At 65.0% G+C, this 25,036-nt stretch carries 18 protein-coding genes and 1 pseudogene; 5 read left to right on the top strand and 14 right to left on the bottom strand.

The window, feature by feature from the left end:
* Positions 1-62 precede the first annotated feature (62 nt).
* The gene (locus tag FJ471_RS08805) at positions 63-1,328 is read right to left on the bottom strand and encodes an ATP-binding protein (protein WP_140802786.1); all 1,266 of its coding nucleotides are present in this window, start codon (positions 1,326-1,328) and stop codon (positions 63-65) included.
* A gap of 202 nt (positions 1,329-1,530) precedes the next feature.
* Here FJ471_RS08805 and ppk2 point away from each other — a divergent pair, with 202 nt between their 5' ends.
* On the top strand, positions 1,531-2,436 hold the full coding sequence (gene ppk2 / locus FJ471_RS08800; protein WP_140802785.1) for a polyphosphate kinase 2: 906 nt from the start codon (positions 1,531-1,533) through the stop codon (positions 2,434-2,436).
* A gap of 146 nt (positions 2,437-2,582) precedes the next feature.
* Here ppk2 and FJ471_RS08795 read toward each other — a convergent pair whose 3' ends face one another.
* The 3 genes from FJ471_RS08795 to FJ471_RS08785 all read right to left on the bottom strand — a co-directional run bounded on the left by FJ471_RS08795 (position 2,583) and on the right by FJ471_RS08785 (position 4,812).
* Positions 2,583-3,332 (bottom strand): enoyl-CoA hydratase-related protein, encoded by a 750-nt coding sequence (locus tag FJ471_RS08795; RefSeq protein ID WP_140802784.1) that lies wholly within the window; start codon positions 3,330-3,332, stop codon positions 2,583-2,585.
* Between the two features lie 11 nt (positions 3,333-3,343).
* A complete protein-coding gene (locus FJ471_RS08790) occupies positions 3,344-3,982 on the bottom strand; it encodes an acyl-homoserine-lactone synthase (RefSeq protein ID WP_140802783.1) in 639 nt (212 codons plus the stop codon).
* Positions 3,983-4,080: 98 nt separating this feature from the next.
* Positions 4,081-4,812: a LuxR family transcriptional regulator gene (locus tag FJ471_RS08785; protein ID WP_140802782.1), complete on the bottom strand. Its 732-nt coding sequence runs from the start codon at positions 4,810-4,812 to the stop codon at positions 4,081-4,083.
* 279 nt (positions 4,813-5,091) lie between these two features.
* Here FJ471_RS08785 and FJ471_RS08780 point away from each other — a divergent pair, with 279 nt between their 5' ends.
* Positions 5,092-5,913 (top strand): transporter substrate-binding domain-containing protein, encoded by an 822-nt coding sequence (locus tag FJ471_RS08780; protein WP_246684659.1) that lies wholly within the window; start codon positions 5,092-5,094, stop codon positions 5,911-5,913.
* On the opposite strand, the gene FJ471_RS08775 is transcribed toward FJ471_RS08780, so the two are convergent.
* Positions 5,910-6,323: a tellurite resistance TerB family protein gene (locus FJ471_RS08775; RefSeq protein WP_140802780.1), complete on the bottom strand. Its 414-nt coding sequence runs from the start codon at positions 6,321-6,323 to the stop codon at positions 5,910-5,912. The genes FJ471_RS08780 and FJ471_RS08775 overlap by 4 nt on opposite strands.
* Positions 6,324-6,533: 210 nt before the next feature.
* Here FJ471_RS08775 and FJ471_RS08770 point away from each other — a divergent pair, with 210 nt between their 5' ends.
* Positions 6,534-8,183 (top strand): lysine--tRNA ligase, encoded by a 1,650-nt coding sequence (locus FJ471_RS08770; protein ID WP_140802779.1) that lies wholly within the window; start codon positions 6,534-6,536, stop codon positions 8,181-8,183.
* Here the strand turns inward: FJ471_RS08770 and FJ471_RS08765 are convergent.
* On the bottom strand, positions 8,146-9,003 hold the full coding sequence (locus FJ471_RS08765; protein WP_348643324.1) for a thermonuclease family protein: 858 nt from the start codon (positions 9,001-9,003) through the stop codon (positions 8,146-8,148). The two genes, FJ471_RS08770 and FJ471_RS08765, sit on opposite strands and share 38 nt — an antisense overlap.
* Before the next feature lie 10 nt (positions 9,004-9,013).
* Positions 9,014-9,655, bottom strand: a complete 642-nt coding sequence (locus tag FJ471_RS08760; RefSeq protein WP_140802778.1) for a helix-turn-helix transcriptional regulator — start codon at positions 9,653-9,655, stop codon at positions 9,014-9,016.
* A 710-nt stretch (positions 9,656-10,365) separates the two neighbouring features.
* Here FJ471_RS08760 and FJ471_RS08750 point away from each other — a divergent pair.
* Positions 10,366-12,015 (top strand): hypothetical protein, encoded by a 1,650-nt coding sequence (locus tag FJ471_RS08750; RefSeq protein WP_140802777.1) that lies wholly within the window; start codon positions 10,366-10,368, stop codon positions 12,013-12,015.
* A gap of 114 nt (positions 12,016-12,129) precedes the next feature.
* On the opposite strand, the pseudogene FJ471_RS08745 reads toward FJ471_RS08750, so the two are convergent.
* The 7 genes and pseudogenes from FJ471_RS08745 to FJ471_RS08715 form a co-directional block, all read right to left on the bottom strand.
* Positions 12,130-12,671 (bottom strand): annotated as a pseudogene (locus tag FJ471_RS08745) (thioesterase family protein).
* Positions 12,672-12,680: 9 nt separating this feature from the next.
* Positions 12,681-14,900 (bottom strand): 3-hydroxyacyl-CoA dehydrogenase NAD-binding domain-containing protein, encoded by a 2,220-nt coding sequence (locus FJ471_RS08740; protein ID WP_140802776.1) that lies wholly within the window; start codon positions 14,898-14,900, stop codon positions 12,681-12,683.
* A gap of 13 nt (positions 14,901-14,913) precedes the next feature.
* Entirely contained in the window at positions 14,914-16,122 is a 1,209-nt protein-coding gene (locus tag FJ471_RS08735; protein ID WP_140802775.1) for an acetyl-CoA C-acetyltransferase, read from the bottom strand.
* A 33-nt stretch (positions 16,123-16,155) separates the two neighbouring features.
* Positions 16,156-17,325, bottom strand: a complete 1,170-nt coding sequence (locus FJ471_RS08730) for an acyl-CoA dehydrogenase family protein (protein WP_140802774.1) — start codon at positions 17,323-17,325, stop codon at positions 16,156-16,158.
* The gene (locus tag FJ471_RS35245) at positions 17,322-17,579 is read right to left on the bottom strand and encodes a DUF559 domain-containing protein (RefSeq protein WP_246684658.1); all 258 of its coding nucleotides are present in this window, start codon (positions 17,577-17,579) and stop codon (positions 17,322-17,324) included. The genes FJ471_RS08730 and FJ471_RS35245 overlap by 4 nt, the downstream gene beginning before the upstream one ends.
* Before the next feature lie 309 nt (positions 17,580-17,888).
* Positions 17,889-19,685, bottom strand: a complete 1,797-nt coding sequence (locus tag FJ471_RS08720; RefSeq protein WP_140802773.1) for an acyl-CoA dehydrogenase — start codon at positions 19,683-19,685, stop codon at positions 17,889-17,891.
* Between the two features lie 229 nt (positions 19,686-19,914).
* Positions 19,915-20,379: a MerR family DNA-binding transcriptional regulator gene (locus FJ471_RS08715; protein ID WP_140802815.1), complete on the bottom strand. Its 465-nt coding sequence runs from the start codon at positions 20,377-20,379 to the stop codon at positions 19,915-19,917.
* A 452-nt stretch (positions 20,380-20,831) separates the two neighbouring features.
* Here FJ471_RS08715 and FJ471_RS08710 point away from each other — a divergent pair, with 452 nt between their 5' ends.
* Positions 20,832-24,920: an SEL1-like repeat protein gene (locus FJ471_RS08710; RefSeq protein WP_140802772.1), complete on the top strand. Its 4,089-nt coding sequence runs from the start codon at positions 20,832-20,834 to the stop codon at positions 24,918-24,920.
* The last annotated feature ends 116 nt before the right edge of the window (positions 24,921-25,036 follow it).

The following is a 25,036-nucleotide window of genomic DNA, read 5'->3' as shown; positions in this document are numbered from 1 at the left end:
GTCGCTGATACGCGAACCGCATGACAGAAAGAAGAAAATCCCGGTTGGCAACCTGTACACGATCAGCGAGCCGGCAAATGAACTGTGAACGCCGCGCCCTTGCCGACTTCCGACTTGATGGACAGTCTTGCGTTATGACGGGTCAATATATGCTTGACGATCGAAAGGCCAAGCCCGGTGCCTTTCTGGGTGCGGCTGTTTTCGACATCGACGCGGTAGAAGCGCTCGGTGATGCGCGGGATGTGTTCTTCGGCAATGCCCGGACCATAGTCCCTGATCGTGACGTCGAAGCCCGGCTGTTGGCTATCCTCGGCGCTGGCGATCGATACGGCGACGCGCCCGCCTGACTGGCCGTATTTGCAGGCGTTCTCGAGGAGATTCTCGAATACCTGGAACAGCTCGTCGCGATCGCCGGGAACAACAAGCGGGCCATTGGCGAACTCCCGCTCGATGACGATGCCGTTCTCGCTGGCCAGCGGCCCGAGCGAATCGATGACGCTGTCGATCGTCTGGCGAAGATCGACCTCCGTGCCCGGCCTCAGATAGGGTTTCATCTCCAGCCGCGACAGCGAGAGCAGGTCGTCGATCAGACGGGCCATGCGGCCGGTCTGGTTCTGCATGATCTGCAGGAACTGGTCGCGCGCCGCCGGATCGTTGCGGGCCGGCCCGCGCAGCGTCTCGATGAAGCCGGCGATCGAGGCCAGCGGCGTGCGCAGCTCATGGCTGGCATTGGCGATGAAATCGGCTCGCATGCGATCTATGCGACGCGTCTCGCTCTGATCCTTGAACACCAGCACGTAAAGGCCGGTGGCATGGCCGACCGTGGACGCGCTGACGCGATATGTGCGTTCCACCGGCAGCTTTTCGGTGTAGTCGACCGCATCGGCCGCGACCTGCCCCGACAGGATGCCGTCGAGCAGCGCCTGCATTTCCGGCGCGCGAAACTTCAATGCCAGCGACATTCCGGGCGCCAGCCCGCCGAAGGCGGCGAAGGCGGCGGCGTTGGCGTGCACGATGGCGGCGGAATCCTCGAAGATGATCAGCGGATCGGCGACCGCGGCCGCCAGATACTCGCCGGAGAGCCTCTGCAGCCCGCTTGCCTCGATCGCTGCCCCCGTATCGGCTGGCTGGCGTCCGGCATCCGCGGGCAGCATCGCCGCGGCCGCCAGCGCGGCCAGGGCCAGCACCAGCACATAGACGGAGGCGCCGGCGAAAAAATAGACGGCAAATACCGCAAGAACACCCGCGCCAAGCAGCCAGCGGTTGCGCGACAGCCGCGCCGCCAAGGCTTGCCCCTTGCTGTTTCGTCCCGCGCCCGTCTCTGCCATAGGCCCCGCGCCACCCCGCATCCCGTTCGACCGGCCAGCGGCTTGCTGGACCGGCGTGACGCATGGGACCCTGAAAATCAGGATCGATTTTCGCGAAGGTTCATGCGCAAAATCAATATGCTACAGCGTGTTTGCGCCCGAATGCGCGCTGCGCTGCACAGGCTCCATAGCATGAGTCCGCAAACTGGAAAGGTTCGTCTGGATGAAAAAGGCCAAGGAAGCAGCTGAAGCGGTTCCGGCCACGGCGCCGATCAAGATCAAGATCGGCGGCAAGGAGCGCGAGTTCGACATCGACAATCCGGCACTCCCTGACTGGATCGAGGACAACAAGCTCACCACCGGCGGTTATCCTTACGACAAGAAGATGAAAGGCGAGGAGTACGAAAAGGAGCTCGAGGCGCTGCAGATCGAACTGGTCAAGGCGCAGGCCTGGCTGCAGGCGACCGGCAAGCGGGTGATGGCGCTGTTCGAGGGCAGGGACGCCGCCGGCAAAGGCGGCACGATCTTCGTGCTGCGGCAATATATGAACCCGCGCACGGCTCGCAACGTCGCGCTGACCAAGCCGACGCCGACCGAGGCGGGGCAATGGTACTACCAGCGCTATGTCGACCATTTCCCGACCTCGGGCGAGTTCGTGACCTTCGACCGCTCCTGGTACAACCGCGCCGGCGTCGAGCCGGTCATGGGGTTCTGCACGCCCGAGCAGCACGAGAAATTCCTCGACGAGACGCCGCATTTCGAGCGGATGATCGCCAACGAGGGCATCCATTTCTTCAAATTCTGGCTGAACATCGGCCGCGAGACCCAGCTCGAACGGTTCCATGACCGTCGCTGGTCGCCGCTGAAGAACTGGAAGTTCTCGCCGATCGACATCGCCGGCGTCGGCAAGTGGGACGACTACACCAAGGCGCGCGACCAGATGATCGAGCGCACGCACAAGGAGTTCTCGCCCTGGACCATCGTGCGAGCCAACGATAAGCGCCGCGCCCGGCTCGCGGTGATCCAGCGTATCCTGCTTTCCCTGCCCTATGACGGCCGCGACCTCGACGCCGTCGGCAAGCCCGACAAGAAGATCATCGGCGAGGGACCGGAATTCCTGAAAGACTGATGCACATCTCCCGAAAGCATGCCCTCGGACTCGACCCGAGGGTGCGCGGCGGTTTTGGGAAGACGACATGCTCCACGCAAAGACCGCGGATTACAGCGCCGCGCGGCCTTCGGCTCGCGCGGCGCTGAGACTTTCATGTCGGCCGCTCAGGCAGCCAGGCGAGCGATCCGCTGCAGCCGCCTCAGCGTGGTGTCGTCCTGAAGCGCCTGCTGGAACAGCGTGATCTCATGGTCGATGCGGTCGCACAGCACGTCCGTATCGCCCTTGAGCAGGCTGCGCGTCTGCAGCAATGCCGCCACAGGCTTCTTGGCCAGCTGTTTCGCCCTTGCCAGCGTCGCTTCCTCGGCGCTGCCCTGCATCACGATCTCGCCGACCAGGCCTAGCGCCCTGGCGTCTTCGACGCCCAGCGTGTCGCCCAGGCAGAAGAAGCGGAAGGCACCGGCATAGCCAAGCTTCTGGGGCGCCAGAATGCTGGTCGCCGCGTCCGGCACCAGGCCGAAATCGACGAACGGCACCCTGAAGGTGCTGCCTCTGGAAGCGATCACCATGTCGCAATGGAACAGGATGGTGCAGCCGACACCGACGGCATCGCCGTCGACACAGGCAAGGACCGGCTTGGGGAAGGTCGCCAGCATGCGGAACATGTCGGTGACGGCGGCGATCAGCTCCCGGTGCTTGGTGGCGTCGAGGAACTCCGAGAAGTCACCGCCAAGACAGAAGCAGCCGGCAAGGCCGCGCAGCATGACGACGCGGACCTCATCATTGACAGCCGCCTCGTGCAAGGTCCTGGCAAGGCTCGCATAGGCGTGCCTGTCCAGTACCGGCCGGCCGTCATGCGAGGACACCGTGACGACCAGCGTGTGGCCGCGCAGTTCCGGTTCGGGATGGAAACTCATGACCGCCTCCATCACGATGCCTGCCTGAGGCCGAGCTGGCCCGGATAGCCCCAGGTCAGCACCGGCAGATGGTGGTTGCGGCGCTGGCGCACGACATCGAGCGTATGCTCGGTGAAGGTGAGCAGCGTCGCCACGACCTGCTGGTTGCCGTAGGTGCGCTGGTAGCCGAGCGGCTTGGCCAGGAAGTGCAGCTGCAGCGCGCGCAGGACCCACATCGGCTCGAACTCGATGATGACCTGGTTGACGTTGCGCTTCAGGCCCCATTCGACGAAGCCGGCGATCAGTTCTGTGCCGACCGTCGAGACGCCGCGCTTGCCGTCACGAAAGCCCGGGGCCACTGCGTAGCGGGTCAGCTCCCAGACATTCGGCCCCGTGGGGGATGGTCCCTCGCAGAGGTCGTACAACACGTCAGTCAGAAGATGCGGCCGTGTGGTCGGCAGCATGCGCTGGTAGCCGGCCAGCTCGCCGTTGCGGATGACGAGGTGGTGCTCGGCCTCGTCATGATCGAACTGGTCGATCTCGAGATGGTCCGGGCGATCGAGATCGGTCCATCCCATCTCCTCGACGAAGATCTTGTAGCGCAGTCGATGGACCGCCTCCCACAGGTCGGGACGTTCCATCAGTTCCTGAGTGGTAAGGGCAAAAAGCATTAGCCGTCTCCTAGGCTTAAGAGGAAGATACGGCCGTGATGTCCCTTAAAATATTGCGCGAATGCGCAGGCAAGAATTTCTAGGTCGGCACGGCCGACCTAGCTAATATAGCCACGTCTAATCGCCTCCGCGACTGCCTGGACCCGGTTGGCTGCGCCCAGTTTGCTCTTGGCGTTAAGAAGATGTTTCTCGGAAGTGTGTTCCGAGATGCCTAAAATTTGAGATATCTCCCATTCGGACTTGCCGACGGCGGCCCATTGCAGGCACTCCCGCTCACGCGCCGTCAATTCTATGTGATCGATGACGCTGTCGGCCTTGGTGTGCAGTTGCATGGCGCGGCCGATCGCATAGGTCGACGCCAGCGAGACCATTCCGAATTCCTCGTCGGACAGCTCGACGGACTCGCCGCCCAGCGAGACCATGACGATCTGGCCGTCGAGCGTGACCAGCGGAAGCGCCAGGCCGTCGCGCAGCTTGAACTCGCGCGCGTCGCCCATGACTTCGTCGCTGCTCTTGTCGATCAGGGCATTCCTGGAGGCGTCCCGCCATTGGAACGGCGCCTGAAGCTGCTTCATGTGACTGACGACCGGATCGTGGTCGACATAGTTGCGCGCCACATAGCGCTCCAGCCAATTGCCTGGCCAATCGCAAAGCAGCACGTGCTGCTTCTGCTGGCCGCGTGGCGTGCCCGGCTGCGGCACCGTTCCCGCCATCAGTGCGGTCAGGCCGAAGTTCGAGGTGACGCCGAGCAGCCGCTCGCAGACTGCGGCCGCAGTGCCAGCATGCTGCAACTGGTCTATGTATTCCAGAGTTCTGTCGAACAGGCCCATCGCAACATCTACCCCATGTTGCTTCTGCTTTATCATTACCGACGATAGATGGACGAACACCCCGTCGCCATCAACCCCCACTTTGCAATCTCCTCAGCTATGCCGGCAGCTTCCCCCTTCCGGCGCGCAGGTCATTTGCAAACGAGCTAAACCATACGCTTAATTTGGCCGCTTGAAATCAAAAACCGTTGTGCCTGCCCCATTTTCATACGAAAAGCCAAGGAACGGGGACAGGCGCGGAGCCATATCGTGATGTTGCGGCGGATATTTCTGGCCCTGATGTCGGTGCTGGGCGGCGCACTGCCCCTTGCCGGCGCGACTCAAGGTGCGGAGCCGCAGGTGCCGGTGCTTTGGGACGCCAAGGAGCGGCTGCCGAAGCCCGACCTCTCGGCGCTGCCGCGGCTCAGATTCCTCACCACCACCGATTTTCCGCCCTTCAACTTCCTCGACGGCTCAGGCCGCCTGTCGGGATTCCACATCGATCTGGCGCGTGCGATCTGCGCGGAACTGGGCGTCGTCGAGAAATGCCAGGTCCAGGCCTTGCCGTGGAACGAGTTGGAGGATGCCCTCCAGAAAGGCGAAGGCGAGGCGATCATCGCCGGCATCGCCGCGACCCCGGAGAGCCGGGAGAAATACGCCTTCTCGCGCTCCTACATGCAATTCCCGGCGCGCTTCATCATGCCCAAGGCAAAGGCCTTCGCCGAGCCGATCCTGGACAAATTGCGCAGCAAGCGGGTCGGCGTCGTCACCGGCTCGGCGCATGAGAAAATGCTGCGCGACTATTTCAAGACCGTGCAGGTGGTTACGTTCGACAAGCCGGAGGACCTCTATGCCGACCTCAAGGCCAACAAGATCGACGCCGCCTTCGGCGACGGCATGCGCTTTTCCTTCTGGCTGGGCGGCTCGGACGCCGCCGGCTGCTGCCGCTTCGCCGGCGGTCCTTATCTAGCGCCAGAGTATCTGGGCTCGGGCATGGCGATCGCCACCCGCAAGAGCGACACCGCGCTTGCCACCGCCTTCGACTACGCGCTGCAGGAGATCTCGATCAAAGGCACCTTCGCCGAGTTTTATCTACGCTATTTTCCGGTGAGCTTTTTCTAGGTCAGCGTGCGCAGGCGCGCCTTGGCCGCCCGCGCGATCGCGGCCACGGTCAGCGTATCGAGATCGAGCTTGAGGCGGATGAGCTGCAGCACCCTCACCTCCTCCATGCGCATCTCGAGATCGACGGCGGCGACCTCGAAAGCGGCGGCGTAGGCCGTGTCGCGCAGCCGCTCCGGCAGCGCATCGGCAACGCGCGCCAGCACGCCTTCCAACCCATCCTTCTCATGCAGCGCCTTCTGGCAGGCCTGCGCCACGGCAACCAGCCTATCCTGGTTGAAATCGACGAACACCGGCCAGGAGCGGACGACGTCGCCGATCCGCGCAAGCTCGACATCGGTCATGTCGCGGTCGGAAGCGGAGGTGATGACCATCAGGTGGATCAGGGCTTCGTGCGGCGTCAATAAGGGCATTCAAAACTCCTGGAAGCGTGCATGTCGTTTCCCCAAACGACGAGGCACTTTGGGGCGGCATGCACAGGATAATCGCGCTCCAACGTAGGGACCCCATTATGGCGTCGCAAGGAAAACCGGCGCAAATCGTTGACGCTCCGGTCTCGCGCGCCTAGAGACCGGTCGACAAACTTTATCCGCCGCGCAGACGGCCATGACTGGACCTTTGACATGACGGGATCAAACCTCATCGATCTCAATCCCGAGATGCTTGCGGCGGCGGCCGAGAGCAAGGCCTGGCCGTTCGAGGAAGCCAAGAAGATTATCGCCCGCTACAAGGGCAAGGATTTTCCCGAAACCGTGCTGTTCGAAACCGGCTACGGCCCCTCCGGCCTGCCGCATATCGGCACCTTCGGCGAGGTGGCGCGCACGACCATGGTGCGGCATGCCTTCCGGGTGCTGACGCAAGACAAGGTCAAGACCAAGCTCCTGTGCTTCTCCGACGACATGGACGGCATGCGCAAGATCCCGGAGAACGTCCCGGACCGCGCCGCGCTCGAGCCCTATCTGCATATGCCGCTGACCTCGGTGCCCAATCCGTTCGGCGGCGACTATGCGAGCTTCGCGGACCACAACAACGCGATGCTATGCCGCTTCCTCGACACGTTCGGCTTCGACTACGAGTTCGCCAGCGCGACGCAGTACTACAAGGCCGGCCGCTTCGACGAGATACTGCTGCGCGCCGCTGGGCACTATGACGAGATCATGGGCGTGATGCTGCCGACGCTCGGGCCGGAGCGTCAAGCGACCTACAGCCCCTTCCTGCCGATCTCGCCGAAGAGCGGCCGCGTGCTCTATGTGCCGATGATAAATGTCGACGCCAAGGCTGGCACCATCACCTTCGACGATGAAGGCACGGAGACGACGCTGCCGGTCACCGGCGGCCATGTGAAGCTGCAGTGGAAGCCGGATTTCGGCATGCGCTGGGCAGCGCTCGGCGTCGATTTCGAGATGTTCGGCAAGGACCACCAGACCAACGCGGCGATCTACGACCGCATCTGCAACATCCTCGGCGGGCGCGCGCCGGAGCATTTCGTCTACGAGCTGTTCCTCGACGAGGAAGGCCAGAAGATCTCGAAGTCGAAGGGCAATGGCCTGACCATCGACGAATGGCTGACCTACGCGCCGACGGAGAGCCTCGGCCTCTACATGTACCAGCGGCCGCGGCAGGCGAAGAAGCTCTATTTCGACGTCATCCCGAAGGCGGTGGACGAGTATTACGCTTTCCTCGGCGCTTATCCGCGCCAGGACTGGAAGGAGCGGCTCGGCAATCCGGTCTGGCATATGCATGACGGCAACCCGCCGGCCATCGACCTGCCGGTGCCGTTCGCGCTGCTGCTCAACCTGGTTAGCGCCTCCAACGCGCATGACAAGTCGGTGCTGTGGGGCTTCATCTCGCGGCATGCGCCGGGCGTGACACCGAAGACGCATCCGGAACTCGACCGGCTGACCGGCTACGCGATCCGCTATTTCGACGACTTCGTGAAGCCGACCAAGGTTTTCCGCGCCGCCGACGAGGTGGAGCGCGAGGCGCTGGCGACGCTTTCCGAGGCGCTTGGCGCGCTGCCGCAAGACGCCGACGGCGAGGCGATCCAGAACGCCGCGCTGAACGTCGCCCGCAAGATCGAGCGCTACCAGGACCATTCCAAGCAGAGCCCGGAGGGCGGGCCCGGCGTGTCGGTCGCCTTCTTCCAGATGATCTACCAGGTGCTGATCGGCCAGGAACGCGGCCCGCGCTTCGGCTCCTTCGCGGCGCTCTACGGCATCGCCGAGACGCGCGCGCTCATTGAGCGGGCGCTGGCTGGTCAGTTGGCGGCGTAACTGCGCCGCCATCGGCCGGCAGGATCGAATCCGGCGCCACCGGCGCCGGCCCTGACGCGGCCGGAGGCGCCGGCAGGCCGTCCAGGCTCGGCGCCGGGCCGAAAATACCTTTCCTTGCAGTGCGGGCCTTGCTCTCGGCCTCGACATAGGGACCGCTTTGCGCGGCGCGCGCCCAGCCATTCTCGACCAGCCACTGGCCGATGTCCTGATTGCCTATATGGCATTCGGCGGAAATGGTGTGGCGACCGCCCTCCGGCGGCACGGTGCAGGCGACGGCACGGCCACGCAGGAAGGCGCGGAACGCTGTCCTGGCGCGCGCGCCGCAGGCCCAGCTCTTGCCCTCGTCGCTGCAGGTTTCGTCCGCCTTGACGACATCCACGCCCGACACGGCGACCGCGTAGCCCTTCGATTCGATCAGCCCGGCGGCGGTGGCGACCGGCTGGAACAATTTCGTGCCGTTCCAGTCGCCTGGCATCTTCGTTTTGGGCGGCTTGGGCGGCCCGGCCAGCGCCAGATCGCTGAGCGGCGCGCGCGGTTCCACCCGTTCGAGCTGATTGTCCGAAAGAGCGGGCGGCGCCACCGTTTCAGGATCGATGGCTCTCGAATGAACGGGGGGCTGCGGAGCGGCGGGCGCGGGAATGGCCGAGGTCGCCGGCTCTTCCGGCGGCGTCTCAGTGCCTGGATCTGCAAGCGCGTCCGGATCGATCTGATCCACCGCGATCGTGCTCTCATGGCCTTTGACTGCGCGGCCGCCGGCAACGACGAGCGCCGCCATCACCGGAATTGCCAGAACCGCCAGGGCTGTTTGAGGAAGCCGCACCAGTCCGGACCTACTGGCTCGCCCAGACGATGCGCGCCACCCATTCGATATCGCGCGTCGGGATGTCACGGTCCGGGTGAGCGGGGTTGAGCGAAACCAGCACGATCGATTTCACCGTTTGCCGATCGAGCACCTTAGCCATCACCTCGCCGGCCGTGGTCTTGACCACGACACGGTCGCCCTTGCGCGTCGGTGCGCCCGGCTCGACGATCAGCACGTCGCCGTTGCGGTAGAGCGGTAGCATGGAATCGCCCTGCACCTGCAGCGCGTAGGACGTCTCGGTCGCCCGCGCCGGAAGCTCGACCAGATCCCAGCCCTGCCCCGCCGGATAGCCGGCATCGTCGAAGAAGCCGCCCGCGCCGGCCTGGGCGAAGCCAAGCAGCGGGACGGCGCTGCGATGCTGGGCGAGGGAGGCGCCGCCGTGTCCTTCGACCAGCCCGGTGAACTCCTCCAGCGAAGCGCCGGTGGCTTCGATGATCTTGGCCAGCGACTCGGTCGAGGGCCAGCGCGGCCGGCCGTCGGAAGACAGGCGCTTCGACTTGTTGAAGGCCGTCGAATCGAGGCCGGCGCGCCGGGCAAGGCCGGAAGCCGAAAGCGAGTAGCGCTCGGCGAGAGCGTCGATTGCGGCCCATACGCGGTCGTGTGAGAGCACGCGCGCTCTCCTTTAAAACAGGAAAAAATGCCTCAAGCCTGTCTAGCGCGCAGTCACGCCCTTGTCCACCGGCGCAGCCGGCGGATCGTTAAGAATGCTCCATCCCCTTCCCGTTCGGACGCAGTACCTATCCGATCCCGGCCAGGGCCTTCGGCAGGCCTTTCCTGAGTTCCTCGGCATTCATGACCGGCACGAAATCCACGGCGGCGTTGAAAGCCAGGAAGAACCGCTCGCCGAAATGCGGCATGTCGGAACTGTCCTTTATGTCGACGAACAGGTAAGCCGTTCGTTGACCCCTTTTCGGCGGTGAAGTAGGCGGCCTCCGGCTTAAGCTCGGACAGGGTGTGTTCGATGAACTTCCCCATGCTGCCATCCTTGAGTGCCTTGTTGCCTTCGACGGTCGGAACGGTAACTTTCAGCATCATGCGCATGATAATCGCTCCTCAACACTTCCGTTAGCGATAGCTAATCTATCATTCCGGCCTATTGCAAAAAAGCTGGCGGCGCCCTGCTCATGAAAGCGTGATCGGGCCGGCGGCGACCGCGCCGGATTGACCTTGGACGCTGAATGCCCCTAAGGTCCGGCCCGCGGTGCAGGCCGCATCCGGGTCCGCGGGAAGGGTTGAACCCACTTGCTTCGATGAGCTGACAGCCAAACCTTTGTGCAGCCGGATTTGCGGACCTTCGGCGAAGAACGCACGGAGGTTTTCATGAACCAACTCCCCAACCGTCCCAATCTCGACCTGTTGAAGAAACAGGCCAAGGACCTGCTCGCGGCCTACCGGCGCGGCGAGCCGGACGCGCTCGCCCGCTTTCGCCAAAGCCTGCCTTCAGCGGCGGGCAGGGACGATACGGCAATCGCGGCGCTCGGCCTTCGCCTGCATGACGCCCAGTCCTGCCTGGCGCGCGAATACGGCTTCCCGTCCTGGCGCGACCTCGACAGCTTCGTCGCCGCGCAGCGCGCCTATGGCGCCGACCGCGCCGCCTCGATCCGCAACTGGGCGGGACTCGTCTATGCCGGGGACATCACCGGCAGCACCGACCGGGCGCACCCCGAGGCCGCCGCGCGCATGGCCGAAGACCATCCCGACCTCGTCCGGGGCGACGCCTATCTGGCCTGCGCGGTCGGCGACGAGACGGCATTGCAGGAGGCGACGAAGCGGGACGCCGGCTGGCTCAACCGCCCGGGCGGCCCGCTGAACCTGCCGCCGCTGGTGGCCGTGACCCATTCGAGCCTGGTGCGGCTGCCGCGCTTTCGCGACGCGCTTCACGCCGCCGCCAGACTGCTCATCGAGGCCAGCGCCGATCCCAATCAGGCGACCGGCAGCCGCAGGCCGCCGGCCTCGCTGGCGAAGCCTTCGGACCAATATCCATTGTCGGCGCTCTACGGCGCGGCCGGGCAGAACCACGACCCGGTCATGACCAAGCTGCTGCTCGATGCCGGCGCAGATCCGAATGACGGCGAGTCGCTCTACCACTCGCTGGAGAACCCGGCCTGTACCCGGCTCCTGCTTGCGGCCGGCGCTCGTGTCACCGGCTCCAATGCGCTTTATCGTGTGCTGGATCTCGACAGGCTGGAGGCGCTGAACCTGCTGCTTGCCGCGCCGGATGCGGATCCGAACGAACCAGCCGGCAGCCAGCCGACCTCCGACTGGGGCAGGCCGCTTCTGTGGGCGATCCGGCGGCGACGTTCGCCGGCGCATATCGAAGCGCTGCTTGGCGCCGGTGCCGACCCGTCGGCGCGAACGCCCGAGGGTTTGAGCGCCTATCAGGTCGCCTTGCGCTTCGGGCTGCCGGATGTAGCCGCGCTGCTGCGGCAAGCTGGAGACGACGCCCCGCTTCCCGACGATGAGCGCTTCATCGCCGCCTGCGCGGCCGGCGACGAGACGACGGCGCGCGCGATCAAGGCTCGCCGGCCCGACCTGCCGGCTTCGCTGTCGGACCAGCAATTGCGGCTTCTGCCCGAGCTTGCCGCGCAAGGCTGCGGCGACGCGGTGAAGGCGATGGTCAGGCTCGGTTGGCCGATCGCCCGGCGCGGCGGCGACTGGGACGCCTCGGCGCTGAACCATGCCGTCTTTCGCGGCGATACTGACCTCACGGTCTTCCTGCTGGAGTACGGCGCGGACTGGAAAGAGAAGCATGGCTTCGGCGGCGACGTGCGTGGAACGCTCGGCTGGGCATCGGTCAACGAGCCCGAACCCGGTGGCGACTGGGTGGGTTGCGCCGCAGCGCTTGTGGCGCACGGGATGCCTGCCGGACGGCCGGATCCGCAAGGCAGGCGGGCCGTTGTCGCCTTTGATGACGATCTGATGGTCTTTTCGGACGAGGTGGCCGACTTCCTGCTCGGCAAGGCGGAATGAGCTGAGGGCGTTTCACCGTTTCACGGAACCGGCGAACCGCTCCATCTCCTTGTTTTGACGCAATTCCGGACGGAAAACCGCGACGCACTTTTCCTGGAATTGCTCCAAGCGCGATCAGGCCGCCTTGGCCTGTTCGCGCAAATTCCGGTGCGAAAGCATGAACGCCCGCTCGGCTTCGGTCGGCGGGCGTGGGCTGGCGGCGTGACCGAGCGCCGCGACGACCTCGTCGATGTCGAGGAAGCGGCGGCCGCCACGGTCATAGACGCCGCCGGTGGTCAGGATCAGCGCCGCCGTCTCGCCGCCGTCGAGGACGAAACGGTGCCTGCCGATGACGGCCGTGCCTTCAGGTCTCGATCGACGACACCACCTCGAAGCGGCGCCACAGCTTGATCTCGCGCACATAGGCCACCTGCAGCCCGCCGATCATCGGCGCCCAGCCATTCTTGCGCGCAAGCGCGATGAGCCCGACGCGCAGGAAGATGTCGATGCGGCCGAGATCGGCCAGCATCATGTAGCGGGCGTTGTTCAGATGCAGGTTGAAATCGATGTCGATCGGCAGACAGCGAAAGGCCAGCCGGCTGCCGTCGCCGACCCTATAGGGGCCACGGCTCGACGCCGTGGCCATGGTGCGGGCCATTTCGCCCCCAGACATACATCCTAGTTCGTCAGGCCGCCTGCTTGACCTCGCCCTTCTGGTAGGGGTCGAAGCGCTGGTAGAAGGTCTCGCCCTTCTCGGCCATGTCGAGGAGAAGCTTCGGCGCCTTGAACTCGGCGCCGTACTTCTTCTGCAGACCCTTGGCGATCTTGACGAAACGCTTGGCGCCGATGCCGTCGATATAGGACAGCGCGCCGCCGGTGAAGGGCGCGAAGCCGAAGGCGAGGATCGAGCCGACATCGGCTTCGCGTGGATCGGTGACGATACCCTCTTCCATCACGCGTGCCGCTTCCAGCGCGATGGTGACCAGCAGCCGCTCTTTCAGCTCCTCATAGTCGACCTTCTCGGGGTTCAGCTGCGGATAGAGGTCCTTCAGGCCCGGCCACAGCTTCTTCTTCGCCGGTTTGGCCGGATAGTCGTAGAAGCCTTTGCCGTTCTTGCGGCCGAAGCGGCCATGCGTGTCGACCATGGTGTTGATCAGCGCCATCTGCCTGGGATCGACGGCCTTTTCGCCGAGATCTCTGATGGTCTGCTTCATGATCTTCTGGGCAAGGTCGACGGCGGTCTCGTCGGTCAGCGCCAGCGGCCCGACCGGCATGCCGGCAGCCTTGGCGGCATTCTCGATCATCGGCGCAGGCACACCTTCAATCAGCATCTTATAGGCTTCCGACATGTAGCGCAGCACGCAGCGGTTGACGTAGAAGCCGCGCGTGTCGTTGACGACGATCGGCGTCTTCTTGATGGCGCGCACGAAGTCGAAGGCGACGGCCAGGGCCTTGTCGCCCGTCTTCTTGCCGAGGATGATCTCGACCAGCATCATCTTGTCGACCGGCGAGAAGAAGTGGATGCCGATGAAGCTTTTTGGCCGCGCCGAATTCTTCGCCAGCGCGGTGATCGGGATCGTGGACGTGTTCGAAGCGAAGATCGCCGACGACTTCAGCGCCGCTTCGGCCTTCTCGGTGGCATCCTTCTTGACGCCCGAATCCTCGAAGACCGCCTCGACGACGAGATCGCAGCCGGCAAGGTCGGCATAGTCCGCCGTCGGCGTGATCAGCGACAGGAGCTTGTCCTTGTCCTCCGGCTTGGCACGGCCCTTCTTGACCTGGTCGGCCATCAGGCCGTCGGAATGCGCCTTGCCCTTCTCGGCCGAGGGCAGATCGCGGTCGAGCAGTACCACCGGGATTCCGGCGCGTGCGGTGACATAGGCGATGCCGGCACCCATGAAGCCGGCGCCGAGGATGCCGATCTTCTTGAACTTGGTGTCGGGCACGCCGGCGGGGCGGCGCGCGCCCTTGTTCAGTTCTTGCAGCGAGAGGAACAGCGAGCGGATCATCGCCGCCGCTTCCTTCGACTGCATGATCTCGGTGAAATAGCGCTGCTCGATCCTGAGCGCGGTGTCGAACGGCACCAGCAGGCCTTCATAGACGCATTTCAGGATCGCGGCCGCGGCCGGATAATTGCCGTAGGTCTCGCGGCGCAGGATGGCGATGGCCGGCGGCCAGAGATTTGCGCCGGCCGCCGAATAGATCGGACCGCCCGGCAGCTTGAAACCCTTCTCGTCCCAGGGCGCTACCGGCTTCAGGCCGTTCCTGATCATCGCCTTGGCGGTCTCGACCAGTTTCTTCGGCTCCGCGATCTCGTGGATCAGGCCCATCTGCTTCGCCTTCTGCGGCGAAAGGTTCTGGCCGGTGGTCAGCATCTGCAGCGCCTGCTGCTGGTCGGTCAGCCGCGGCACGCGCTGGGTTCCGCCGGCGCCGGGGAAGATGCCGATCTTCACTTCGGGCAGCGCCATCTTCACCTTGTCGGAATCGGCCGCGACGCGGCCATGGCAGGCAAGCGACATCTCGAAGGCGCCGCCCATGCAGGTGCCGTTGATCGCCGAGACCCACGGTTTCCCGCATGTCTCGATCTTGCGGAACAGCCCAGTCATATAGCCCGCATTCTCGAACAGCGCCCTGGCCGCCTTGTCGAGATCCTTCTCCTTGTCGACGGCGAAGGTCGCCAGCATCTTCTGCAGCATGGTGATGTCGGCGCCGCCGGAGAAGGAGTCCTTACCCGAGGTGATGACCGCGCCCGTGATGGCGGCATCGCCGGCCACCTTATCGACGATGGCGTTCAGCTCGCGCATCACCTCCTCGGTGAACACGTTCATAGAACGGTCCGGCATGTCCCAGGTGATCAAAGCAATGCCGTCGGCGTCCACGTCGAGGGTGAAATTGGTGTAGCTCATCTTCTTGTCTCCCTCAGACGCGTTCGATGATGGTGGCGGTGCCCATGCCGGCGCCGATGCAGAGCGTGACAAGCGCGGTGTTGAGGTCGCGGCGCTCCAGCTCGTCCAGCACCGTGCCCAGGATCATGGCGCCGGTGGCGCCGAGCGGATGACCCATGGCGATCGCCCCACCGTTGACGTTGATCTGGTCATGCGGGATCTCGAACGCCTGCATGTAGCGCAGCACGACCGAGGCGAAAGCCTCGTTGAGCTCGAACAGGTCAATGTCCGACAGCTTCATCTTGGCGCGCTTCAACAGCTTCTCGGTGACGTCGACCGGACCGGTCAGCATCAGCACCGGTTCCGAGCCGATATTGGCGAAAGCGCGGATGCGGGCGCGGGGCTTGAGCCCCATCGCCTTGCCAGCCTTCTTGGAGCCGAGCAGCACGGCGGCGGCGCCGTCGACGATGCCGGAGGAATTGCCGGCGTGGTGGACGTGATTGACCTCCTCGACTTCCGGATGCTTCTGCACGGCGACCGCGTCGAAGCCGCCCATCTCGCCGGGCATGACGAAGGACGGGTTGAGCGAGGCCAGCGACTGCATGTCGGTCGAGGGCCGCATGTGCTCGTCATGGTCGAGGATCAAGAGTCCATTCTGGTCCTTGATCGGGATCACCGAATTCTTGAAGCGGCCCTCGCCCCAGGCCTTGGCCGCACGCTTCTGGCTCTCGACCGCATAGGCGTCGACGTCGTCGCGGGAAAAGCCGTATTTCGTGGCGATCAGGTCGGCCGAGATGCCCTGCGGCACGAACCAGCCGGGCAGGCCAACCGACGGGTCCATGAACCAGGCGCCGCCCGACATGCCCATGCCGACGCGCGACATGGATTCGACGCCGCCGGCAATGACGATCTCGTCCGCGCCCTGCGCGATCTTGGCGGCGCCGAAATTGATGGCGTCGAGGCCCGAGGCGCAGAAGCGCGAGATCTGCATGCCGGGCGCCTTGGTGTCGTAGCCGGCTTCGAAGGCCGCGGCGCGCGGAATGACCGAGCCAGCCTCGCCGACCGGGTCGACGCAGCCGAAGATGATGTCGTCGACATTGCCGGTGTCGAGCCCGTTGCGGTCGCGCAGCGCTTCCAGCGTCCTTGCGGCGAGCCGCACCGCTGGCACCTCATGCAGCGAGCCATCCTTCTTGCCCTTGCCGCGCGGCGTGCGCACGGCGTCGTAGACGTAAGCCTCAGTCACTTTGGTGCTCCTTGGCTTTGCCGGCCGCCGCGCTCACAGGGAGCGCCCGATCAGCAATTTCATGATCTCGTTGGTGCCGCCATAGATGCGCTGGACGCGGGCGTCGCGGTACATGCGGGCGATCGGATATTCATTCATGTAGCCATAGCCGCCATGCAGTTGAAGGCATTCGTCGACGACTTTGCCCTGCAGGTCGGATAGCCAGTACTTGGCCATCGAGGCGGTGACCGGGTCGAGGCCGCCATCGATGTGGCGGGCGACGCAGTCATTGTAGAAGACGCGGCCGATCGTGGCCTCGGTCTTCAATTCGGCCAGCTTGAACTGGGTGTTCTGGAAATCGATGACCGCCTTGCCGAAGGCCTTGCGTTCCTTGACGTAGTCGATGGTGAGCGCCAGCGCCCGCTCGATCATGGCGATCGCCCCGGTGCCGATCTGCAGCCGCTCCTGCGGCAGTTGCTGCATTAGCTGGACGAAGCCCTTGCCTTCCTCGTGGCCGAGCAGGTTCGAGGTCGGCACGCGGACGTCGTTGAAGAACAGCTCGGACGTGTCGTTCGATTTCAGCCCGATCTTGTCGAGGTTGCGGCCGCGCTCGAAGCCCTCGACCTCGTCGGTCTCGACGACGATCAGCGAGGTGCCTTTGGCGCCCTTGTCCGGATCGGTCTTGGTGACGACGATGATCAGATTGGCGAGCTGGCCGTTGGTGATGAAGGTCTTCGAGCCGCTGATCTTATAGTGGTTGCCGTCCTTCTCGGCGCGGGTCTTGACGCCCTGCAGGTCGGAGCCGGCGCCAGGTTCCGTCATGGCGATGGCCCCGATCAGCTCGCCGCTCGCCAGCTTGGGCAGCCATTTCTGCTTCTGCTCCTCGGAGCCGTAATGCAGGATGTAGGGTGCCACGATCGAGTTGTGCAGGCCGATGCCGAAGCCGTCGACGCCGACGTGGCCGATCGCCTCGATGATGGCGCTCTCATGCGCGAAGGTGCCGCCCGAGCCGCCGTATTTCTCCGGCATCGAGGCGCAAAGCAAGCCGGCGGCCCCCGCCTTCAGCCAGCTCTCGCGGTCGAACATCTCGTTCTTCTCGAACTCGTCGTAGCGCGGCGCAATCTCTTCGGCCATGAAGCGGGACGCCATGTCATAGAGCATGCCGACCTCGTCCGCCGCCCAGGCGGGCTTCGGCAGGCCAAGAATTTCGGCTGGATTTGTCATGCTATTTCCTCCGCTGCGCCAGCGTCCCCCTCCCCCTTGAGGGGAGGGTGGCCGCGAAGCGGTCGGGTGGGGTCGCCGGCGACACGCTCGGCCTTTTCTTTAACGAACTGCGCCACATGCCATGCACTGTTGATGACATCCGGTTCGTCGATCCGGAGAATGACGTAGCCGAGCGACCGCAAATAGGAGTAACGATTCGCGTCGTGACGCTTGCCGGCCTCGGTTTCATGCAGGTCGCCGTCGACCTCCACGATGAGTTTGACCGACGGGCAAACGAAATCGACAATGTGCGGGCCGATCGGCGATTGCCGCCTGACTTCAGGCCATCAGCCTTCAATTCCCGCAATTCGTACCACAGCAACGACTCCGCCTTCGTCGCATGGAGCCGAAGCGAGCGAGCCTTCTGCCGCATCTCGAAACTGACCCGCGTGCGGGGCATTGCGGTGGTCCTCCTCCTAGCGCACATCCGTCAAAATTGGCGTCGAGATCGTCGCGGGCGACCCCACCCGACCAGACTTCGTCTGGCCACCCTCCCCTCAAGGGGAGGGGGACGCCGAGCATTTCTAGAACGCTTCCGCCGGCAACGCCATTAGCGTGTCCGCGCCACTCGATATGCGGGCAAGACGCGTCGCCGTTTCCGGCATGATGCGCTCCATGAAGAAGCGCGCGGTCACCAGCTTGGTGTCGTAGAACACGCTGGCGCCGTTGGCGCCTTCCGCGAGCTTCGTCTGCGCCGACTTCGCCATCTGCGCCCACATGTAGCCCAGCGCCACCAGGCCGAAAAGATGCATGTAGTCTGTCGAGGCTGCACCGGCATTGTCGGGCTCGGCCATCGCGTTCTGCACCAGCCACATGGTTGCCGCCTGCAGGTCGTTGAGGCCCTTCTTCAGCGCCTTGGTGTAGGGCGCCATCTTGTCGTCGGCGCGGTTTTCCTCGCAGAACTCGCCGACCTCCTTGAAGAAGGCCTGCACGGCGCGGCCGCCATTCTGCGCCAGCTTGCGGCCGACAAGGTCGAGCGCCTGGATGCCGTTGGCACCTTCATAGATCATGGCGATGCGGGCATCGCGCACGAACTGGCTCATGCCGTGCTCTTCGATATAGCCGTGGCCGCCGAACACCTGCTGCGCCATCACAGCGTGATCGAACCCCTTGTCGGTGAGCACGCCCTTGACCACCGGCGTCATCAGGCCGGTGTAGTCGTCGGCCGCCTGGCGGTCCTTGTCGTCGCCGGAGCGATGCGCGACGTCGGACTTGATCGCCGTCCACAGCGCCAGCGCGCGGCCGGCCTCGTTGAAGGCCTTCATGGTCATCAGCGAGCGACGAATGTCGGGATGGACGATGATCGGGTCGGCCTTCTTGTCCGGAGCCTTGGCGCCCGACAGCGAGCGGCCCTGCAGCCGGTCCTTGGCGTAGGAAACGGCGTTCTGATAAGCGATCTCGGAGACCGAAAGCCCCTGCAGGCCGACACCGAGGCGGGCCTCGTTCATCATCGTGAACATGGCCTTCAGGCCGCCGTTCAATTCGCCGAGCAGCGTGCCCTCGGCTTCGTCATAATTCATGACGCAGGTCGAGTTGCCGTGGATGCCCATCTTCTCCTCGATGGAGCCGCAGGAGAGCGTGTTGCGCTCACCGGGATTGCCCGAGGCATCGAGCTTGAACTTCGGCACGATGAACAGCGAGATGCCCTTGACGCCCTCCGGCGCGCCCTCGGCGCGGGCCAGCACCAGGTGGACGATGTTGTCCGACATGTCGTGCTCGCCGGCCGAGATGAAGATCTTCTGGCCGGAAATCCTGTAGGTGCCGTCGCCGTTGGGGACGGCCTTGCTGCGCAGCAGGCCGAGGTCGGTGCCGCAATGCGGCTCGGTCAGGTTCATGGTGCCGGTCCAGGTGCCCTCGATCAGCTTCGACAGCCAGGTGGCCTTCTGCTCGTCCGTGCCGTGGGTGACGATTGCCGCGATCGCGCCTTGCGTCAGGCCGGGATACATCATCAGCGCCATGTTGGCGGAGATCATGTATTCGGAGACGGCGGTGTGGACAGCGTAAGGCAAGCCCTGGCCACCGAACTCGGCAGGCGCGGCAAGCCCCATCCAGCCGCCCTCGCGATACTGGTCGTAAGCGTCCTTGAAGCCCTTGGGCGTCGTCACCGAGCCGTCGTCATGGCGCACGCAGCCTTCCATGTCGCCGACACGGTTCAGCGGATGCATGACGTTCTCGGCGAGCTTGGCGCCTTCGGCGAGGATCGCCTCGACCACATCGGGCGTCGCGTCCGAGAAGCCCGGAAGATTGGAATAGCGCTGATAGCCCAGCACGTCGTTGAGCAAGAATAGCGTGTCCTGGATCGGCGCCCTGTAGGTCGTCATGCCTTCCTCCACCCTTACAGTCCCGGCCGGCCAGCACGTTGCCTGTCATGGACAGGAGGCCGGGCCAATGTCGACATCCCGATAGCAAATATTGACGTTTGCGTAAACGTCAACTTCGTCGCAGCCAAAAATTTTTGTGAGCGGTCAGGCATTGTGGCGACAAAAAAGCCGCGCGGCTATAGCCACGCGGCTTTCCATTTCCGGGATTGTCGCTGTCGAACGCGAGCGGTCAGCCGGCGGCGCTGGCCTGCGGCGCCGCGGTGCGCTCGACGAGCATCTGGCGCACCGCCGTCATCGACGTGCTCAACTCGTTGATGGCGTCGTCGATCAGCGCACGCTGCTTCTGCAGGCGGGCGAGCTGCTTCTCCGACTTGTCCAGCGCCAGCCGCAACTGCTTGGTGTTGGTGCCGGTCGGATCGTAGAGATCCATCATCTGCTTGACGTCGCGCAGCGAGAACCCGACCTTGCGGCCGAGCAGGATCAGCTTCAGCTGAGCCTTGTCGCGGCGCGTGTAGAGACGGGTCGAGCCGTCGCGATGCGGGTTGAGCAGGCCCTTGTCTTCATAGAAACGCAGCGTGCGCAGCGTCACGCCGTATTTCTTGGCCATCTCGCCGATGCGAGCGAATTCCTCGCCTGCTTCAGTTGGAATGTCATTGGTATTGGCCGCGGCCTCGCCGGGCGAAACAAGTTTCATGGTCACTGGCTTTCCCCTGGTGGCGTCGCGGTCGCGGACCAAGCGTCGCCTGAATGGAAGCGGGGGCGTGCTTCCATCGTGGTTGCAACAAGTCAATCGCAAGAGGCACGGCTTCGCACCTTTTACGTTTACGTCAATTCTATATCGACAGCCGCGGGGTGACGCAAGGGCGTTATCGAAACCGACCTTTATGCCGCACCCGGCAGGCGGCGCATGATTTATGCGCGGCTTCTTAAGCTTGGTTAACGCCTTGTTTACCACGTTGGGCGAAATGTGCGCATGTCGGTCACCCGTGTTTATCCTGTAGCGAATTTTTCACGGTTTTTCGAAGCGTGGGTGAAAACCCGGGAAGCCCGTCTTCCTCCGCGGCAAAACCGCTCGGCTCGCTTCGTTCCCGGCAGGCTACTGGGGAAACCGGCCTTAGGCCGGCCATTCTGAACACGGGCGCATCGATGAACAGCAAGCGGTCCTATCTCGATACACTCAACGCCGGCAGGCAACGCCGGCCGCAGCCCTCGCTCGAAGAACTGAATCGCTCGCTCGAAACACTGGAGCAGCGGCTGGACCGGACGCGCGCCGACATGCCCGATCGCCCCGACCTGCGGCGGCCGCCGGCCGCGCCGCGCTATCCAAGCACGCAGCCTTACGACCAGCCGCGCTGGTACGAGGATACCTATCCCGCGCAGAGGCCGCAGGACCGCGCACCGCAGACCATGGCGACGCAGGCTCTCGGCGCGCAGAATCAGCGGCCGCAAACCCGCGCGCCGCAAAATCCGGCCCCCGCCGCGCCTGCCTTCGGCCAGAGCTATCAGGCGATCGCGCGTGACATCGACCGGGTGCGCGGCCAGGAAGACAGCGTCGCCATGGTCGGCAAGATCGCCGTCGAACTGCGCGGCCTGCGCGAGGAATTGCGCCACCAGATGACCGTTGGCCTGCAGCGCGAATTCGAAGCGTTTCGCCAGGACATCGATCGCGCTATGCAGGCCAACAGCCAGCACGGCGCCCCGTCGAACGGCATGCCGGACAAGAGCAGCGCCGAGCTCGGCCTCGAATTCGAGCGGCTTTCGGGTGCCATCCAGACGCTCGCCGAAAAAAGCGACGACCGCAGCGTCAATCTGCTGCGGCTGGAACTGGAACAGGTGAAGGGCGCGCTGGACACGCTGGCGCGCGAGGAAAGCCTGCAGAAGGTCGACCGCCGCTGGGACGATTTCGACCGCCGCTGGAGCGCCTTCGAGGACCGCGTCGACGCCGATCAGCGCAAGCGCGCGGAAGGCCCGGGCCTTTCGGCGCTGACCGACCGGCTCGAACAGATCAGCAGCGCCGTCAACAACCTGCCGGAATCGCTTTCGCTGCGCTCGCTGGAGGAAAAGGTGCGCACGCTTGCCGGCGCGGTCGACCGTTTCGCCGGCCAGCAGACCGCGCGCGGCGGCGAAACGCTCGCCATGATCGACGAGCGGCTGGACGAGATCTCCCGCGCCATCGTCGCCTCGACCGTGGCCGCGCAGGCCAATGCCTTCGACCCCGAAACCTTCGGCCGGATCGAGAAGCGCATGGCCTCCCTGGCGGTTCAGATCGAAGAGGTCGCGCAGTCGCGGCCGGGCGCGGAAGTCCTCGACCACCTCAACCTTCTCACCAGCCGCGTGGACCAGTTGGCCGGCCGCGCCGACCTGCCCGAACAGGCCATGGAGCGGCTCGGCAAGCAGATCGCCTTGATCACCGACAAGATGGAACGCGCGCCGGCCATGCCCGACGCCGACCATATCTTCCAGGGCCTGGAACAGCGCTTCGACGCGCTGTCGATGCTGCTCGAGCGCCGCCAGGGCGATGCGATGGAACAGGGCAGTATGCTGTTTCGCGATCTCGAGCGGCGGCTGGACGAGGTCGCGGACCGGCTCGACCAGCGCATGCGCCAGGACGAAAGCGTCGGCATCATGGAAGCGATCGACGCCCGCTTTACCGCCTTGGCCCAGCGCATCGAGACGCGCACGCCCGATCCCGCCAGCGAGATGGCGATCCGCGGGCTGGAAAGCCGGCTCGAGGACATTTCCAGCCGGCTGGAATCGTCCGCGCAGCAAGTCGCGGGCATCGATCCGGCGCTGATCCGCAGCCTGGAAGCGCAGGTCGCCGGCCTGTCGGCGCATCTTTCCAAGCCCGGCGCGCCGCTGCCCGAGTTCGAAGACATCAGCCCGCGCCTCAACGAAATCGAGAAATCGCTGGCCGGCACGCGCGATTCCATCCTGAGCGTGGCGCGCGAGGCGGCCGAGAGCGCCGTCAAATCGCTTGCCGACTCGACGTCCAGCACGGCTCAGACCAATGCGACCGCCGTTGCCGGCCTCGCCCAGGACCTGAAGACGCTCGAAGCGCTCACCCGACGTTCCGACGAACGCAACTCGCGGACATTCGAAGCCATCCACGACACGCTGCTCAAGATCGTCGACAGGCTCGGCTCGCTGGAATCGACTGAGACCAGCGAAGCGGTCAGCGAGCTGGTCGACCCGCAACCGGCCGGCAAGCGCGGCGGCCGCGGCGGCAAGATCGCGGTGCAGGACGCCCCTTCGATGGACATCGACCAGCCGCTGCCGCTTGGCGGCGACATGGTTGATCTCGAAGGCCGCGCCGCGGCCATCATGCGCAGCGAGCCCGCCTCGGCGCGAACGCCCGCCGAAGCGGCGGCCGAAGCCGCGATGGCGGCCCTCGGGCCGGACGTGGTCGGCGACAAGAGCGAGACGGCCGGCCGCAAGAAATCGATGTTCAGCGGCCTGGCGCGCGCTTTCAAAGGCAAGAAGGACGCGGATACGCAGCCGCTGGCTGGCTCGGCGCCGGTCGGCGACGTGCCAAGCGTCGACATTGACGAGCCGCTCGACCCCAAGGCCGCCAACCGGCCATTGGAACCCGGTTCCGGCGCGCCGGACCTCAACGCCATCATGAAGCGCGTGCGCGACGAGCGCAGCGGCCAGCCGGCTCGGCGCACCGAGAGCGATGCCGCCAAGTCCGATTTCATCGCCGCGGCCCGCCGTGCGGCCCAGGCGGCGGCGGCGGAAGCCGACACGCTGAAGCGGCAGTCGACCATGACCGGCCCGGTGAAGGCGCTGAGGATAGGCGACCTGCTCAAGGCGCGGCGCAAGCCGATCCTGATGGCGGCCGCCGCGATCATGATGGCGCTGGCCGGCCTGCAGCTGGGCAAGGCCTTCTTGTCCGATCCCGTCGAAACGGCCAACAACCAACCCACCCCGATCGTCTCCACGCAGACGGTCGACACGGCTTCGCTCGATGTCACGGCCGCACCGAAGGCCGACACGCAAAAGGCCGACGCGGAAACCGCGCAGGCCGAAAGCGCCCCTGCCGTCAGGCAGGCCGAGCCCGTCAAGGACGCGGCACCGGCCGCTCCCATCCCTGCAAGCCCCGAGACTGCCGCCGCAATGCCGGCCGAGCCGGCGCCCGCACCGATGGCGCTTGCTGCGCCTGCCCAGCCCGCCCCGGCCCCGATGGCCTCGGCGATGCCATCCGAACCCGCCGCAGCAGCAGCCTCCGCGACAGACACGGATGGCGACGCGCAGCCGATGGCGAAGGAGCCGGCGACGGCCAGTCCGGCGGCCGACGGCGCCGCAGCCAGCGCGCCGGCGGCCACCTCCGCCGACACGACAGGCGCCGTGCCGCCTGCGGCAAGCCAGACGGCCGCGGCCAAATTCGATATTCCCGCCGAAATCGGTCCGGTGGCGCTGCACGACGCGGCCGCCGGCGGCGACGCCAAGGCGCTGTTCGAGGTCGGCTCGCGCTACGCGGAATCGCGCGGCGTGAAGGAGGACATGAAGGCGGCCGCCAAATGGTATGAGCAGTCGGCCGAGCTCGGCTTCGCGCCGGCCGAATACCGCATCGGCAATTTCTACGAAAAAGGCATCGGCGTAGCGCGCGACCTCAAGAAGGCCAAGACCTACTACCAGCTCGCCGCCGAACAGGGCAACGCCAGCGCCATGCACAATCTGGCGGTGCTGTTCGCCATGGCGGCGGACGGCGTGACCGACAATGAATCGGCCACGCACTGGTTCCAGGAAGCCGCCGACCTCGGCGTCAAGGACAGCCAGTTCAACCTCGGCATCATGGCCGCCAAGGGCGTCGGCATGAAGCAGAACCTGGAAGAATCCTACAAGTGGTTCGCGCTCGTCGCCAAGACCGGCGACAAGGACGCCGCCGCCAAGCGCGACGAGATCGCCAACGCGCTGCGGCCCGAGCAGCTCGAACGGGCGCGCGCCGCGACGGAATTGTGGAAGGCCAAGCCGCTCAACGCGGCCGCCAACTCGGCCGACGTTCCGGAGTCCTGGCAGGACAGCGCGCCGCAGACCACCGCCGGCATCGACATGAAGAAGGCGGTGAAGAACATCCAGCTGATCCTGAACAAGAACGGCTATGATGCCGGCGGCGCCGACGGCGTGATGGGCGGCAAGACCAAGAACGCCATCATGGCTTTCCAGACCGACAACAAGATGAAGCCGACCGGCGAGGTCGACGCGCCGCTGGTCAAGGCTCTGTTGGCGAAGAAATAACGGCAGGCGCGTCGCATACACGACGCCTTGCCACACATTTGCCTGTTAACTGATTGAGATGGTTTTTGTTTCGGCGCGGCGGCGGGGCTTGAATCGGCCGCCGCGCCGGCGCAATA

It is taken from the genome of Mesorhizobium sp. B2-7-1, from assembly GCF_006440735.1.
Taxonomy (GTDB): domain Bacteria; phylum Pseudomonadota; class Alphaproteobacteria; order Rhizobiales; family Rhizobiaceae; genus Mesorhizobium.
This window is presented reverse-complemented; position numbering and strand designations above follow the sequence as displayed.